Annotated in this window: 12 protein-coding genes; 5 read left to right on the top strand and 7 right to left on the bottom strand. The window is 71.6% G+C overall.

The genetic code is table 11. From position 1 onward, the window contains the following. Nucleotides 1-5 precede the first annotated feature (5 nt). Nucleotides 6-293 (top strand): HesB/YadR/YfhF-family protein, encoded by a 288-nt coding sequence (locus JT362_RS11795; RefSeq protein WP_260191168.1) that lies wholly within the window; start codon nucleotides 6-8, stop codon nucleotides 291-293. Here the strand turns inward: JT362_RS11795 and JT362_RS11790 are convergent. Next, nucleotides 265-933 (bottom strand): TetR/AcrR family transcriptional regulator, encoded by a 669-nt coding sequence (locus JT362_RS11790; protein ID WP_260191167.1) that lies wholly within the window; start codon nucleotides 931-933, stop codon nucleotides 265-267. The genes JT362_RS11795 and JT362_RS11790 overlap by 29 nt on opposite strands. Nucleotides 934-1,027: 94 nt before the next feature. Between JT362_RS11790 and JT362_RS11785 the strand changes: the two genes are divergently transcribed. Together JT362_RS11785 and JT362_RS11780 are read left to right on the top strand one after the other, a co-directional pair. Beyond that, nucleotides 1,028-2,494: a flavin-containing monooxygenase gene (locus JT362_RS11785; RefSeq protein ID WP_260191166.1), complete on the top strand. Its 1,467-nt coding sequence runs from the start codon at nucleotides 1,028-1,030 to the stop codon at nucleotides 2,492-2,494. Continuing rightward, the gene (locus JT362_RS11780; protein ID WP_260191165.1) at nucleotides 2,491-3,354 is read left to right on the top strand and encodes an alpha/beta fold hydrolase; all 864 of its coding nucleotides are present in this window, start codon (nucleotides 2,491-2,493) and stop codon (nucleotides 3,352-3,354) included. The genes JT362_RS11785 and JT362_RS11780 overlap by 4 nt, the downstream gene beginning before the upstream one ends. On the opposite strand, the gene JT362_RS11775 is transcribed toward JT362_RS11780, so the two are convergent. Genes JT362_RS11775 through JT362_RS11765 form a run of 3 tightly spaced genes read right to left on the bottom strand, consistent with a single transcriptional unit; the run spans nucleotide 3,344 to nucleotide 4,593 of the window. Beyond that, nucleotides 3,344-3,724: a type II toxin-antitoxin system VapC family toxin gene (locus tag JT362_RS11775; protein WP_260191164.1), complete on the bottom strand. Its 381-nt coding sequence runs from the start codon at nucleotides 3,722-3,724 to the stop codon at nucleotides 3,344-3,346. The genes JT362_RS11780 and JT362_RS11775 overlap by 11 nt on opposite strands. A gap of 2 nt (nucleotides 3,725-3,726) precedes the next feature. Continuing rightward, the gene (locus JT362_RS11770) at nucleotides 3,727-3,984 is read right to left on the bottom strand and encodes a ribbon-helix-helix domain-containing protein (protein WP_260191163.1); all 258 of its coding nucleotides are present in this window, start codon (nucleotides 3,982-3,984) and stop codon (nucleotides 3,727-3,729) included. 45 nt (nucleotides 3,985-4,029) lie between these two features. After that, nucleotides 4,030-4,593, bottom strand: coding sequence for a hypothetical protein (locus JT362_RS11765; protein ID WP_260191162.1), 564 nt, complete (start codon nucleotides 4,591-4,593; stop codon nucleotides 4,030-4,032). A gap of 101 nt (nucleotides 4,594-4,694) precedes the next feature. On the opposite strand from JT362_RS11765, the gene JT362_RS11760 reads away from it, so the two are divergent. Beyond that, nucleotides 4,695-5,480: a hypothetical protein gene (locus tag JT362_RS11760; RefSeq protein WP_260191161.1), complete on the top strand. Its 786-nt coding sequence runs from the start codon at nucleotides 4,695-4,697 to the stop codon at nucleotides 5,478-5,480. Here the strand turns inward: JT362_RS11760 and JT362_RS11755 are convergent. From JT362_RS11755 to JT362_RS11745, 3 genes are read right to left on the bottom strand one after another with little or no spacing between them, the layout of a single operon-like run. Then, on the bottom strand, nucleotides 5,467-6,156 hold the full coding sequence (locus tag JT362_RS11755) for a haloacid dehalogenase type II (RefSeq protein WP_260191160.1): 690 nt from the start codon (nucleotides 6,154-6,156) through the stop codon (nucleotides 5,467-5,469). The genes JT362_RS11760 and JT362_RS11755 overlap by 14 nt on opposite strands. Nucleotides 6,157-6,166: 10 nt before the next feature. Continuing rightward, the gene (locus tag JT362_RS11750) at nucleotides 6,167-8,665 is read right to left on the bottom strand and encodes a polynucleotide kinase-phosphatase (RefSeq protein ID WP_260191159.1); all 2,499 of its coding nucleotides are present in this window, start codon (nucleotides 8,663-8,665) and stop codon (nucleotides 6,167-6,169) included. Nucleotide 8,666: 1 nt separating this feature from the next. Further along, the gene (locus JT362_RS11745; RefSeq protein ID WP_260191158.1) at nucleotides 8,667-10,061 is read right to left on the bottom strand and encodes a 3' terminal RNA ribose 2'-O-methyltransferase Hen1; all 1,395 of its coding nucleotides are present in this window, start codon (nucleotides 10,059-10,061) and stop codon (nucleotides 8,667-8,669) included. Between the two features lie 95 nt (nucleotides 10,062-10,156). On the opposite strand from JT362_RS11745, the gene JT362_RS11740 reads away from it, so the two are divergent. Continuing rightward, a complete protein-coding gene (locus JT362_RS11740; protein WP_260191157.1) occupies nucleotides 10,157-13,660 on the top strand; it encodes an ATP-binding protein in 3,504 nt (1,167 codons plus the stop codon). Nucleotides 13,661-13,665: the final 5 nt, after the last annotated feature.

The following is a 13,665-nucleotide window of genomic DNA, read 5'->3' as shown; positions in this document are numbered from 1 at the left end:
AGGCCGTGCTGCGGATCACGCCGGAGGCGGGCCTGGCCATCAAGCGCCTGGCCGAGCACGAGGGCGGTGGCGGGTTGCGTCTCGAGGCGACCGACGGCGGCGGTGTGACGACCTCGCCGGCCGCGATCCCGGACGAGACCGACCTGGTGGTGACCGAGGAGACGACCGGCGCCAGGGTCGTACTGGACTCGCTGACCGCGGAGCTGGTCGACGACCGCACCCTGGACGCCGACGACACCGTGGAGGGCGAGGCCAGGTTCCGGCTCACCGGTCAGGACGTGACGAGCCGGTAGGGGGCGTCGTGGTCTGGTAGATCGCGTTCAGCCAGACCGTGTGCAGGACGTCGACCACGTCGCGTTCGTCGACGGTCGGCACGTCGTGGGCGAACGACGAGTACAGCACCCGCTCGTTCATCGAGACCAGCGCGATCGCCAGGTCCCGCGCGGGCAGCCCGGCCGGCGCCGTACCGCGCTCCCGCTCACCCTCGACCGCGGCGGTGACGGCCTGGGTCCACGACTCCATCACCCGCGACCACAGCGCGCCCACCTCGGCGTTGCTCAGCCGTACCTCCGCGCAGGCCAGTGTCACCGCGGCGTGCGCGCCGAACGTCCGGTGGTAGGTGGCGATGCACTCCCGCCAGAACCGCGACGGGTCGGCGGCCAGCGTGTCCGGCACCGCCGCCAGCGCCTCGTCGGCCTCCCGCACCACGCGGTCCAGCAGCGCGAGCAGCACCGCGTCCTTGGACGGGAAGTAGAAGTAGAACGTCGGCCGCGAGATCCCGGCCCCTCTGGCCAGGTCGTCGATGGAGATCGCCCGCAGCGCGCGCTCGCCGAGCAGGCGTTCCGCGGTGGCCAGGATCGCGCCCTCGCGGTCGTCGCCGGACGGCCGGGACGCGCGGCGGCCGCGAACGGACCGGGCGGGAGCGGAGGCCATGCGCTCACGCTACACCCCGTTCGACACTGTGTTGACCGACTCGACACTGTGTCGATACCGTGACCGGAAGGGCCGGCTCGTGGATGGGACTGAGATGGATCACGTCGATGTGCTGATCGTGGGCGCCGGTCTGTCCGGCATCGGCGCCGCCTGTCACCTGCGGCGGGAGTGTCCCGACCGGAGCGTGGCGATCCTGGAGGCCAGGGACGCCATCGGCGGCACCTGGGATCTGTTCCGCTACCCGGGCGTGCGGTCGGACTCGGACATGTTCACCCTCGGCTACTCGTTCCGCCCGTGGACGAAGTCCCGGGCGATGGCCGACGGCCCGTCGATCCGCGAGTACGTGCGGGAGACCGCCCGCGAGTACCGTGTCGACGAGCAGATCCGCTTCCGGCACGAGGTGATCGGTGCCGAATGGTCCACATCGGACCGCCGGTGGACCGTCCACGCGCGACACGACGGCGTCGACGTCACGCTCACCTGCTCGTTCCTGTTCGTCTGCTCCGGCTACTACCGCTACGACCAGGGCTACACCCCCGACCTGCCCGGCGTGGCGGACTTCGCCGGGCCGGTCGTGCACCCGCAGCACTGGCCGGAGGACCTCGACTACGCCGGCAAGCGGGTCGTGGTGATCGGCAGCGGCGCGACCGCGGTGACCCTGGTGCCCTCGATGGCCGAGACCGCCGCGCACGTCACCATGCTGCAGCGCTCACCGAGCTACGTGCTGGCGCTGCCGGGAGTGGACCCGCTCGCGAACCTGCTGCACGGCAAGCTGCCGACCCGGTTGCTCTACCCGATGCTGCGGTGGAAGAACGTGCTCTCCCAGCAGCTCGCGTTCCAGCTCAGCCGCCGCGCGCCGAAGCTGATGAGGTCGTTGCTGCGCAAGGGCGCGATGAGGCTGCTGCCGGCCGGCTACGAGGTCGACACCCACTTCGCGCCCCGCTACGACCCGTGGGACCAGCGCATGTGCTTCGTCCCCGACGGTGACCTGTTCGCCGCGCTGCGGTCCGGCCGCGCGTCGATCGCCACCGACCGGATCGCCGGGTTCACCGCGGACGGCATCACGCTCGAGTCGGGCGACGAGCTGCCGGCCGACATCGTGGTGACCGCGACCGGGCTGAACCTGCTGCCCATCGGCGGCATGTCGCTGACCGTCGACGGCGAGCCGGTCGAACTCGGGAAGACGTTGGCGTACAAGGGGATGATGCTCTCCGGCGTGCCGAACTTCGCGCTCACCATCGGGTACACGAACGCGTCCTGGACACTCAAGGCCGACCTGGTCGCCCAGTACGTCTGCCGGCTGCTCAACCACCTGCGCGCCCACGGCCTGCACAGCGCGACCCCCGAACCGCCACCGGGAACGGCCGCGACCGTGCCGCTGGTCGACCTCCAGTCCGGGTACGTGCTGCGCAGCATCGACACGCTGCCCAAGCAGGGGACCGCCACGCCGTGGCGCCTGCACCAGAACTACCCGAGGGACGTGCTGCTGATGCGCCACGGCCCGGTCGACGACGACATGGCGTTCGACCGGGTGCCCGCCGCCGTCGGGAGCCACGCATGAGTCACCTGCGGCTCGGCGGCCGGAACGTGCGGTACCGGGTCACCGGCGACGGCGATCCGGTACTGCTGTTGCACGGCATCGCCCGCAGCCTCGACGACTGGACCGAGCAGCACGACCTGCTCGACGGTCACCGCGTGTACAGCGTTGACCTGGCCGGATTCGGCGAGTCGGACCCGCTGCCCGGCCGGGCGACCCTGCCGCCGCTGGCCGAGTTCACCCGCGAGTTCCTCGACGCGGTGGGGGAGACCCGTCCCGTGCACGTCGTCGGCAACTCCCTCGGCGGCGCGGTGGCCATGCTGCTCGCGCTCCGGTACCCGTCGCGGGTGCGCACCCTGGTGCTGGCGAACAGCGCCGGCTTCGGCCAGGAGGTGACCGCGGCGCTGCGGATCCTCGCCGTGCGCCCGCTCGGTCGGCTGCTGCTGCGCCCGTCCCGCGCCGCCGCCCGCCGCACCGAACGCGCCCTGTTCCGCGACGCCCGTTTCGTCACCGACGACCGGGTGGAGCGCTCGTTCCGCCTGGCCGGCCGCCCGCACGGCGCCCGCGTGTTGCTGGAACTGTGCCGTTCCCTCGGCACCATCCGCGGCATCAGCCAACCCTGGCGCGACGCCGTCCTCACCGCGACCGCCGCCGCGGCCGCGCCGACGCTGGTGGTCTGGGGTTCGCACGACCTGATCCTGCCGGCCGCGCACCTGGAGGCCGCGCGGACGCTGCTGCCGCACGCGCGCACCCACCTGTTCGAGAACACCGGCCACATGCCCCAGATCGAACGCGCCGACGAGTTCGCCGACCTGCTCCGGGAGTTCTGGGCCGAATCCGTGCCGACCAGCGCGGACGGGAGATCCCGGTCCGTCACAGGGTGAACGGTGCCGTGAGGTCGTCGAACATCGGGAAGTGGCGGGCGTTGAGGGTCGCGAGCCGAAGACCACGGACATCCGCGGTGCCGGCGATGAGGTAGTCGGCGATGCCGATTCCGGTGTGACTACGGCGGTACTTCCGCATGAACTCGCCGGCTCTGCCAGCCGCCGGCGCGGTGACCGGTTCGACCCGGAACGAGCCGAGCAGCTGCCAGACCTCGCGCCGTTCGGCCGAGCGCATGTCGCCGGTGATCTCGGTGACGGACACGGCACTGACGGCGAGTGGGCCGGTTCCCCGTGCCGTTCGCAGCCATTCCCTTGCCGCTTCGATGCCGCGCAGGTGGGCGATCAGGATGTCGGAGTCGACCAGGTACACGGCTACGAGCCGATCGCCCACATGTCGGCGAGGTGTGCTTCCCGACCGCCGGCACGTCGCTCCGACCAGTCGTTGTCGGCGAGCACCCCGAACGACTCGTCGATGGCGGCGAGCCCGACGGCGACATCGTCCACCTCGCCGCGCAGCGAGCGATCGAGCAGCCTGCGGATCATCTCGGCGCGGGAGACCCCCTCGACGCGGGCGAGGCGATCGAGCAGTTCGGCCTGCGCCTCGTCAAGGTAGATGTTCGTCCGCTTCATACACCACAACATACACCGCGTGGCATCGTGGAGCGGTCGAACAGGCTAGCGGCGGCACTTCGCGCAGTGCGCGCGGACGGCCGGGTGCAGCAGCACCGCGCCCAGTGCCAGCAGCACTCCGATCTGCACGCCCTGCTGCACCTTCAGCACCGGGGTGTACGGCTGGGTGAGCAGGTAGCCGATCGCGATCGCGCCGGCGAAGGCGAGCCACAGGAGGCGGCGCCACGCCCAGCGCTTGCCCTGCCACGCACCCCACATCAGGAAGCCGTAGGTCACCGCGACCAGGAGGTTGCCGCCGGCGCGCAGCAGCAGCATGCGCTCGGCGAAGGTCTCGGCGCCCGCGTCGTCCATGCTTCCGCCGGACGCCGACACCATCATCGCCACCATGTCGTCGCGGTTGAGGAACGACACCACGGTCACCGAGATCGACAGCACCAGGTTGAGCAGCAGCAAACCACCGGCCCACCTGAGCTGCGTCGGCACGGTCCCCGGGCCGGTCGGCTCCGGCTGCACCGGCGGGCCGTGGCCGGCGGCGGAGCCGGCGGGTACCGGTGCGCCGTCGGCGGGGCCGGCCTGCGGGTAGGGCGGACCGGGGTGGGGCCTGGACATCGGTGTGGGGCTCAGGGGCTCAGCATCGTGCGGATTCGCAACTTCTCGGTAGCGCGGGTGTGCGGCTGTTCCGTCCCGGGTCCGGCCGGTACCGTGCCCGCATGTCCCGACCCGGGCCCTACCAGGGCGATCCAGGGCGGCAGCCCTACGGCCGGCCGCCCCAGCAGCCGTACCCACCACACCAGCCGTACCAGCAGGACCCCTACCGGCAGCCGCCGCCACGCAGACCCGCGCCGCCGCCGGAGCGACCGTCCTACGACGACGGTGACGGGTTCCGGCTCCGGCTCCCCGGGCTCGGGCTGATCCTCACCCTGCTCGGACTCGTCGTGCAGGCGCTGAGCCTGCTCGTGCTGCCCTGGCTGTCCTCGGCCGCGGCCACCGGCGAGTCGCTGTCCCTGCCCCGGCTGTGGGACCTGCTCACCGACCACGGCACCGGCGGCTTCGGCGGTTGGTACGTCGTGCTGTTCACCTACCCGCTCGCCGCCCTCGGCATCCTGCTCGCACTCGTCTCGGTGCTCGAGTCGGTGGCGATGAAGTTCGTCTGGGCCGGGCTCGCGCTCGTCGGCGTCGGGTACCTCGTGCTGAAGTACGGCCTGCTCCAGATCGTCGGCGGGGACGGGTTCGACCTGTCGCGACAGGAGCTGACCGCGCTGGTCATCGGCGTCGCCGTGCTCGTGCTGGTGATCTTCATGCTGCGCACGGCCATGGTCTGGTTCCGGCGGATCGCCGGCCTCGTGCTCGTCGGGCTCGCCGCCGTGCACGTCTACGCGATCCGGGACTTCGCCGACGCGGACGCGCTCAGCATCGGCGCCTACGGACCCGCGCTGGGCTACCTGCTCACCGGTGTCGCCGCGCTGATCGGGCCGAGGCGGCTCACGCCGGGCTGAGCACGTCGGCCAGCTCGGTGAAGCTGGACACCGTCAGGTCGGCGTCGGCCTTCCGGTCCGCCTCCTGGTGCGGCCCCTTCTCACCGGGCCGCACCAGGAACGCGGTACGCATGCCCGCCGCCCTGGCGCCGTCGATGTCCCAGGTGTGCGCGGCGACCATCAGCACCTCGCGCGGGTGCACGTCCAGCAGCTCGGCCGCCCTGCGGTAGACGGCGGCGTCCGGCTTGTACGCGCGGGCCAGCTCGGCGGACAGCACGCAGTCGAACGGCAGGCCAGCCGACTTGACCAGGTTCGTGAGCAGCGCGAAACCGCCGTTCGACAACGCGGCCAGCGTGTAGTGCAGGCTCAGCCTGGCCAGCCCGCTGACCGAGTCCGGCCAGGCAGGCAGCCGGTGCCAGGCCCGCACCAGCCGCTCCCGGTCGGCCACCCCGACGTCCACCCCGTGCCGGGCGACCAGCTCGTCCAGCGACTCCCGGTGCAACGTGTCGAGGTAGGCCCACTCCCGCTCGCCGTTCCGGACCCGCGCCATCGACGGCTGGTACATCGCCCGCCACTCGCTCGCGAACGCGCCGGGGTCGTTCAGCCGGAGGATCTCCTCGACCTGTCTGGTCACCCCCGTGTACCAGTCCACAGTGGTGCCGAAGATGTCACAGGCGATCACCTGGATGCCGTCCACGTCCCATATGCTAAAGGCGGGGATCAACTCCCGCCGACTCCAGCGCCAGCACCGCGAACACCGGCTCGTGCACCCGCCACAACGGCTCGCCCTCGGTGAACCGCGCCAGCGCCTCCAACCCCAGCGCGTACTCCCGCAGCGCCATCGACCGCTTGCGCCCCAGCGACCGCTCCCGCAGCCGGTCCAGGTGCTCGGTGTAGTCCGGGCCGTAGATGATCCGCAGGTACTCCCGGCCCCGGCACTTCACCCCCGGCTGCACCAGGCCCCGCCGCCCACGCGCCAGCCCGTCGAACGGCTTGACCACCATGCCCTCACCGCCGGCCGAGGTCAGCTCCGTCCACCACTCGACGCCCTCGGCCGCCGAGTCGGCCAGGTCGAGCGTGATCCGCCGGGTCGTCCTGAACACCTCCGGATCCGCCTCGACCAGCCGGTCCAACACCGCGAAGTGCCAGTCCCGGTCCCGGTCGGCGTACACCCCACCGGCACCCGCCAGCACCGCGAACGGCGCCAGCGACACCCCGCGCAGCCCGTCGGTGTCCCAGCAGTACCGCCCGTACGCGGCGGTGAACGCCGCCGCGTCGGCCAGCCGCACCTCCTGCCTCGCCGCCAGCTCGCCCACCGCGTCCGCGCCGAGCCGCGCACCGGTGCTGGACAGCACCGACAGCACCTCCGGCAGCACCGCCCGCGCCGCCGCCCCCACCGGCGCGTACTGCCGCCGCAGCAGCTCCCCGGCCTTCGCCGACCACGGCAGCAGCTCCAGGTCCAGCACCAGCCAGTCGGTCGCCAGCTCCGCCCACAGCCCCGACGCCGCCGCCCGCACCCGCGCCAGCAGCTCCTCGGTCAGCTCCGGCGGGAAGAACGCGCGCCCGGTGCGGGTGTACACCGCGCCCGTCGACCCGTCCGACACGCCGAACCGCTCGGCCGCCACCGCCGCCGACCGGCACACCACCGCCACCGCCCGCGAGCCCATGTGCTTCTCCTCGCACACCACCCGCGTGACCCCGGCCGACCGGTACGCCTCGAAGGCCGTCGACGGATGCTCCAACAGACCGTCCAGAGTGGACGTCGGCGCCGGCGCCATCGTCGGCGGCAGGTACACCAGCCACCTCGGGTCGATCGCGAACCGGCTCATCACCTCCAGCGCGCCCGCAGCGTTCTCCTCGAGCACCTTCACCCGCCCGAGCAGCCGGGTCTCCACGTACCGGGTGCCCGCCACGTCGTCGAGCCGCAACAGGTCCGGCGGACGCGGCGGCGGCGCGAGCGGACGCACCGGCTCGTAGTGCTCCCGCTCCGCCGGCACCGACACCAGCTCCCGCTCCGGCCACCGCAGCGCGGTCAGCGCCCCGCCGAACACGCAACCCGTGTCCAGACAGATCGTGTTGTTCACCCACTCCGGCACCGTCGTCGGCGTGTGCCCGTAGACCACGGCCGCCGCGCCCCGGTAGTCGTTCGCCCACGGCAACCGCACCGGCAACCCGTACTCGTCGGTCTCCCCGGTGGTCTCGCCGTACAGGCAGAACGCGCGCACCCGCCCCGACGAACGCCCCTGGTACTCCTCCTTGAGACCCGCGTGCGCCACCACGAGCTTGCCGCCGTCCAACCGGTAGTGGCTGACCAGCCCGTACATGAAGTCCCGCGCCGCCGCGCGGAACTCCGCCGGCTGCGCCGCGAGCTGCGCCAGCGACTCCGCGCGCCCGTGCGCGATCCGCACCTGCCGCCCGTCCAGCGCGCGGACCAGCTTCTCCTCGTGGTTCCCGGCGACGCACAACCCGGTACCGGCCGCCACCATGCCCATCACCAGCCGCAGCACCCCCGGCGTGTCCGGGCCCCGGTCGACCAGATCGCCGACGAACACCGCCGTGCGGCCCTCCGGGTGGTGCGCGCCGTCCGGCGTCACCACGTAACCCAGCCGGCCCAACAGCTCCCGCAACTCGCTCAGGCAGCCGTGCACGTCGCCGATCACGTCGAACGGCCCGGTCAGCTCCCGCCTGTCGTTGTACGCCTTCTCCCACTCGATCCGCGCCGCCGCCACGTCGTCCACACCGGACAGCACGTGCACCTTGCGGAACCCCTCGCGGCGCAGCCCGCGCACCGACCGCCGCAACGCCTCCTGCTGGCGCCGCAGCACGTGGTCGGGCAGGTTCCGGTGCCCGGCGTTGCGCGACCGGGGAACCTCCGGCGGCAGGTCGAACACGATCGCCACCGGCAGCACGTCCTGCTCCCGCGCCGCCGCCACCACCTGCGCCCGGTCCTCCCGCCGCAGGTGCGTCGCGTCGATCACGGTCAGCCGCCCGGCGCGCAAACGCTTGGCGGCCACGTAGTACAGCGCGTCGAACGCGTCCCGCGTCGCGCCCTGGTCGTCCTCGTCGTCGGACACCAACGCGCGGAAGGCGTCCGACGACAGCACCTGCGTCGGCGCGAAGTGCCGGGCCGCGAACGTCGACTTGCCCGACCCGGTCACGCCGACCAGCGCGACCAGGCTCAGCTCGGGAACCGCCAAGGTCGGCATGTCAGGACCCCCTCGTGAACACGGCGAGCTGCGTCGGCGCGCCCACCTCGGTGTCGACCGGCCCGACCGGCACGTGCCGCACCGCGTACCCGTGCGCGGCCGCCACCTGCTCCGACCAGGCCGCGAACCCGGCGCGGGTCCACTCGAAACGGTGGTCCGGGTGCCGGTACTCCCCGGCCGGCAGGGTGTCCCAGCGCACGTTGTACTCCGCGTTCGGCGTCGTCACCAGCACCGTCGCCGGCCGCGCGGCACCGAACACCGCCGCCGCGAGCGCCGGCAGCCGGGGCGGATCCACGTGCTCGACCACCTCGGACAGCACCACCGCGTCGAACCCGGCGAGCCGGTCGTCGGCATAGGTCACCGACCCGTGCAGCAGCCGTACCCGCTGGGCCTCCGCGAGCCGCGCCGCCGCCCGGCGCAGCGCGCTCACCGACACGTCCACGCCGACGAGCTCGGTGAACGCCGAGTCCGCCAGCAACGCGCGCAGCAGCGTCCCCTCACCGCAGCCCAGGTCCACCACCCGCGCCGCCCCGGCCGCCCGCAACTCGCCGAGGATCGCCGCCCGGCGCTGCTCGGCCAGCGAGGGCAGCCGCTCGTCGCCCGCGTCGTGCCCGGTGCGCCCGACGCGCTCGTCCGGCTCGTCCGGGTCCGGCCGGTCGTCCAGCTCGGCCAGCCTGGCCTCCGCCGCCGCGGCGTACCCGCGCTGGTGGGCGAGGTAGCGGGTGGTGATCAGCTGCCGCTCCGGATGCGCGGCGAGCCAGTCGCCGCCCGCCCGGACCAGCTTGTCGATCTCGTCACCGGACACCCAGTAGTGCTTGGCGTCGTCGAGCACCGGCAGCAGCACGTACAGCTGCGCCAGCGCGTCCGCCAGCCGCAGCGTGCCGGCCAGCCGCAGGTCGACGTAACGGCTGTCACCCCAGGCCGGGAACGCCGGGTCCAGCGGGATCGGGTTCGCCGCGACGGCCCAGCCGAGTGGTCCGAACAGTCGTGCCGCGAACTCCGGACCGCCCCGGCACGGCAGCACCGGTACGTGCACCTCCAGCGGGATCGCGGTCGCGGCCAGCTCCGGCCGCGCGTCGCAGCGGCCCTTCATCGCCGTGCCGAACACCCTGCCCAGCGCCACGGCGAGCAGCGACGAGGCGGCGTATGGTCGGTCGTTGACGTACTGGCCGAGCGAGAACCCCTCGCCGGCCGGGCCCCGGGCCGAACGCACCAGGTCGACCGGGTCCACCTCCAGCACGAGCGCGGCGGTGCAGCGCTCGTCGCCGACCTCCGGGTACATGACGTGCGCCACCCCGGCCGCGACCTCGAACCGCTGCACCCGGTCAGGGTGCTTGTGCAGGAGAAAGCCCAGGTCACCGGCGGGGCGATGGGTGGTGGAGACGGTCAGCAACACGGTGATCAGTATGGCGGCCAGGGCAAATGCATTGGGTTGTCGGAGGGTGCGGATACCCTCTTGGGCGGCGGCGCGGCGATGACACAGGAGTAGTGGTGACTGCGGAGACCTTGTACGGGGCCGACGATCTGACGCATCTCGAGGGGCTCGATGCGGTCCGGAAGCGACCCGGCATGTACATCGGGTCCACCGACAGCCGCGGCATCAACCACCTGTTCAACGAGATCCTCGACAACGCCACCGACGAGGGCGTCGGCGGCCACGCCAGCCGCGTCGTGGTCACCCTGCACGCCGACGGCAGCGTCCAGGTCGACGACGACGGCCGCGGCATCCCGACCGGCGTGCACGCCAAGTCCAAGCTGTCCGGCGTCGAACTGGTGCTCACCCGGCTGCACGCCGGCGGCAAGTTCGGCGGCTCCGGCTACAAGACCTCCGGCGGCCTGCACGGCGTCGGCGCGTCGGCCGTCAACGCCCTGTCGCACCGCTTCGACGTCACCGTCAAGCAGGACGGCAAGGTGCACGCGATGTCGTTCGCCAGGGGCGTGCCAGGCGTGTTCGACGGGCCCGGTCCGAAGGCCAAGTTCCGCAAGCAGTCCGGCCTCCAGGTCGAGCGCAGGATGAAGCGCGGTGAGTCCACCGGCACGTCCATCCGCTACTGGCACGACGCCCGGTACTTCGAGAACGGCGCCGCCCTGGACATCGAGGCGCTGCGGGCGAAGATGCGCAACACCGCGTTCCTGGTGTCCGGCGTGTCGTACGTGCTGCGCAACGCCACCGAGGGCGCGATCGAGGAGGAGGTGTTCTCCTACCCCAACGGCCTCGTCGACATGGTCGACTTCCTGGCACCGTCGGACGAGAAGGCCGTCTCCGGCACCCTGATGATCACCGGCGAGGGCGTCTACCGCGAGAACGCCGCGGACGAGAACGGCGTCATGCAGTCCAAAGTGGAGCGTGTGGCCGAGGTCGAGGTCGCGCTCCGCTGGGGCACCGGCTACGAGCGCACCGTCGAGTGCTTCACCAACACCATCCGCAACATGCACGGCGGCACGCACCGCCGCGGGTTCGACCGCGCCGTCCTGCGGTCCGTGCAGGACGCGATCGGGAGAACCAGGGGCCTGCTCAAGCCGAAGGAGGTCCCGCCCACCCTGGAGGACGTGCAGGAGGGCATGACCGCGGTCGTGCACGTGCGCATCCCCGAACCCCAGTTCACCTCCCAGACCAAGGACGAGTTGTCCACGGCCGGCATCACCAAGGTGCTGCAGGGCATCGTCGAACAACACGTCAAGGCCTGGACCGAGGCCCGCAAGACCAAGACCGAGGCCAAGACCGTCCTGCAGAAGGTCGTCGACGCCTCCCGCGTCCGCCTCGCCCAGAAACAACAGAAGGACGCCGCCCGCCGCAAGACCGCCCTCGAGGGCGCCGCGATGCCCCCCAAACTCGTCGACTGCCGGGCAACGGGCATCGCGCGCAGCGAGCTGTTCCTCGTGGAAGGCGACAGCGCCCTCGGGTGCTTCACGGGCGACACCATGGTGGCGCTCGCTTCCGGCGAGAGCCGCTCCTTCGCCGACCTCGCCGCAGACTGGAAGCGCGGCATCACCCACTTCGGCTACACGACGAACAAAGCCGGTCGCGTGGTCGTCGCCCCACTGGTCGAACCGCGCCTGACCCAGCGTGGCGCCCCGCTCGTGCGCGTCACCCTCGACAACGGCGAGTCCGTCCGCTGCACCCCCGACCACCTCTTCCGCCTACGCGACGGCTCCTACCGCCGCGCCGACGCGCTCGCGCCCGACGACTCGTTGATGCCTCTGTACCGGTCCGTGTCGTCCAAGTCAGCCGGCGACAAGCTCGACGGGTACGAGCGGGTATGGATGAACGACCGAGAGGAGTGGGTGTACACGCACTACCTCGCCGACGGGTACAACGTCCGGAACGGCCTGGACAGCGCTGCCAACGGCAACGTTCGGCATCATGTCGATGTCGACAAGCGAAACAACGAACCGCGCAACATCCGCCGCATGACGTGGGACGACCACGCCACCCTGCACGCCGCGATGATGGGCGAGCATGTTCACGCCGGATACCGAGCATGGCTGGCGGCCGGCGGCCAGGAGTTCAAGTCGGCGATGCTCACGGAGCAGTGGAAGGATCCCGCGTTTCGCCAGGCCTGCCTTGCTCGGCTGGCCGCGCTGAACGCCGACCCGACGATCCGCGCGCGGATCGAGCAAGGGTTCCAGGACTGGTACGCCGCCCTGAGCGACGACGAGAAGGCAGCGTATGCCGAACGTATGCGTGTGATGCAGCACGAGTACTGGTCCAGTGCCGAGCATCGGGCAGAGGCGGCCGAACGTGCGCGAATCTACTTCGCCAAGCCGGGCCAGCGTGTCGAGTGGAGCGAGCGGTCCCGCGCGCAGTGGCAGGACGAGGCCTTGCTGGCCTGGCGCCAGCAGACCACGGTCGCTCAGTTCGCCGACCCGGCCGAGCGGGAGCGCCAGCGAGACGCCGTCGTCGCCTGGCACCGCGCCCACCCCGAGTTCGGAACCCAGCACTCGCTGCGGATGAAGGTCCGGATGAAGGATCCGGACACCGGTCACCTCGCCAAGATTCAGGCCGGCCGCGCGCGCTACGTGGCAACGGTTCCTCGTGCGGAGCGGGTCGCGCAGCAGAACGATGGGCGTCGGATTGCCGCACTCAAGCGCATTTCCGCGTTCCTGGCCCTGACTGACGGTGAACTCGGTGCGGCCTATGAAGTCGAGCGCCTGCGTTCCGCGCGGACAGGGCTGAGGTACGACCGTCTCCTCGCCCACTACGACGGTGACGTCGCCCGGCTGCGCGAGGCGGCGCTCCAGGTCAACCACTCCGTGGTGTCGGTCGAGCCGTTGGAGGAGACGGCCGACGTCTACGACCTGACCGTCGACGGGTATCACAACTTCGCGCTCGAGGCCGGGGTGTTCGTGCACAACAGTGCCCGGCACGCACGCGTGTCGGAGTACCAGGCGCTGCTTCCCTTGCGCGGCAAGATCTTGAACGTGCAGAAGGCCAGTCTCGCCGACACGTTGCGCAACGCCGAGATCGCGTCGATCGTGCAGGTGCTCGGGGCGGGGAGTGGGCGGACGTTCGACCTGTCGACGATGCGGTACGGGCGGGTGATCCTGATGGCCGACGCCGATGTCGACGGTTCACACATCCGCACCCTGCTGATCACGTTGTTCGCCAGGTACATGCGGCCGGTGATCGAGGACGGGCGGCTGTACGCGGCCATGCCGCCGCTGCACAAGATCACCACCAAGGGGCGCAACCCGGAGACCATCTTCACCTTCACCCAGCGGGAGATGGAGGCCAAGGTCGCCGAGCTGGAGCGGAAGGGCAAGCAGATCGTCACGCCCGTCCCCCGGTTCAAGGGTCTCGGCGAGATGGACTCCGACGAGCTGTGGGACACCACGATGAACCCGGCCACCCGCTCGGTGCGCCGCATCACCATCGAGGACGCCGACGCCGCCGAGGCGGCGCTGGAACTGCTGATGGGGGAGAAGGTCGAACCGAGGCGGGCGTGGCTGGTCGAGTCATCCGTCCGCGTGGACCAGGCCGCGATCGACATCTGAGGACA

The sequence above is a fragment of the Actinophytocola gossypii genome (assembly GCF_025165815.1).
In the GTDB taxonomy this organism is placed as follows: domain Bacteria; phylum Actinomycetota; class Actinomycetes; order Mycobacteriales; family Pseudonocardiaceae; genus Actinophytocola; species Actinophytocola gossypii.
The sequence above is the reverse complement of the archived record's forward strand: the minus strand, read 5'-3'. Positions and strand labels throughout refer to the sequence as shown.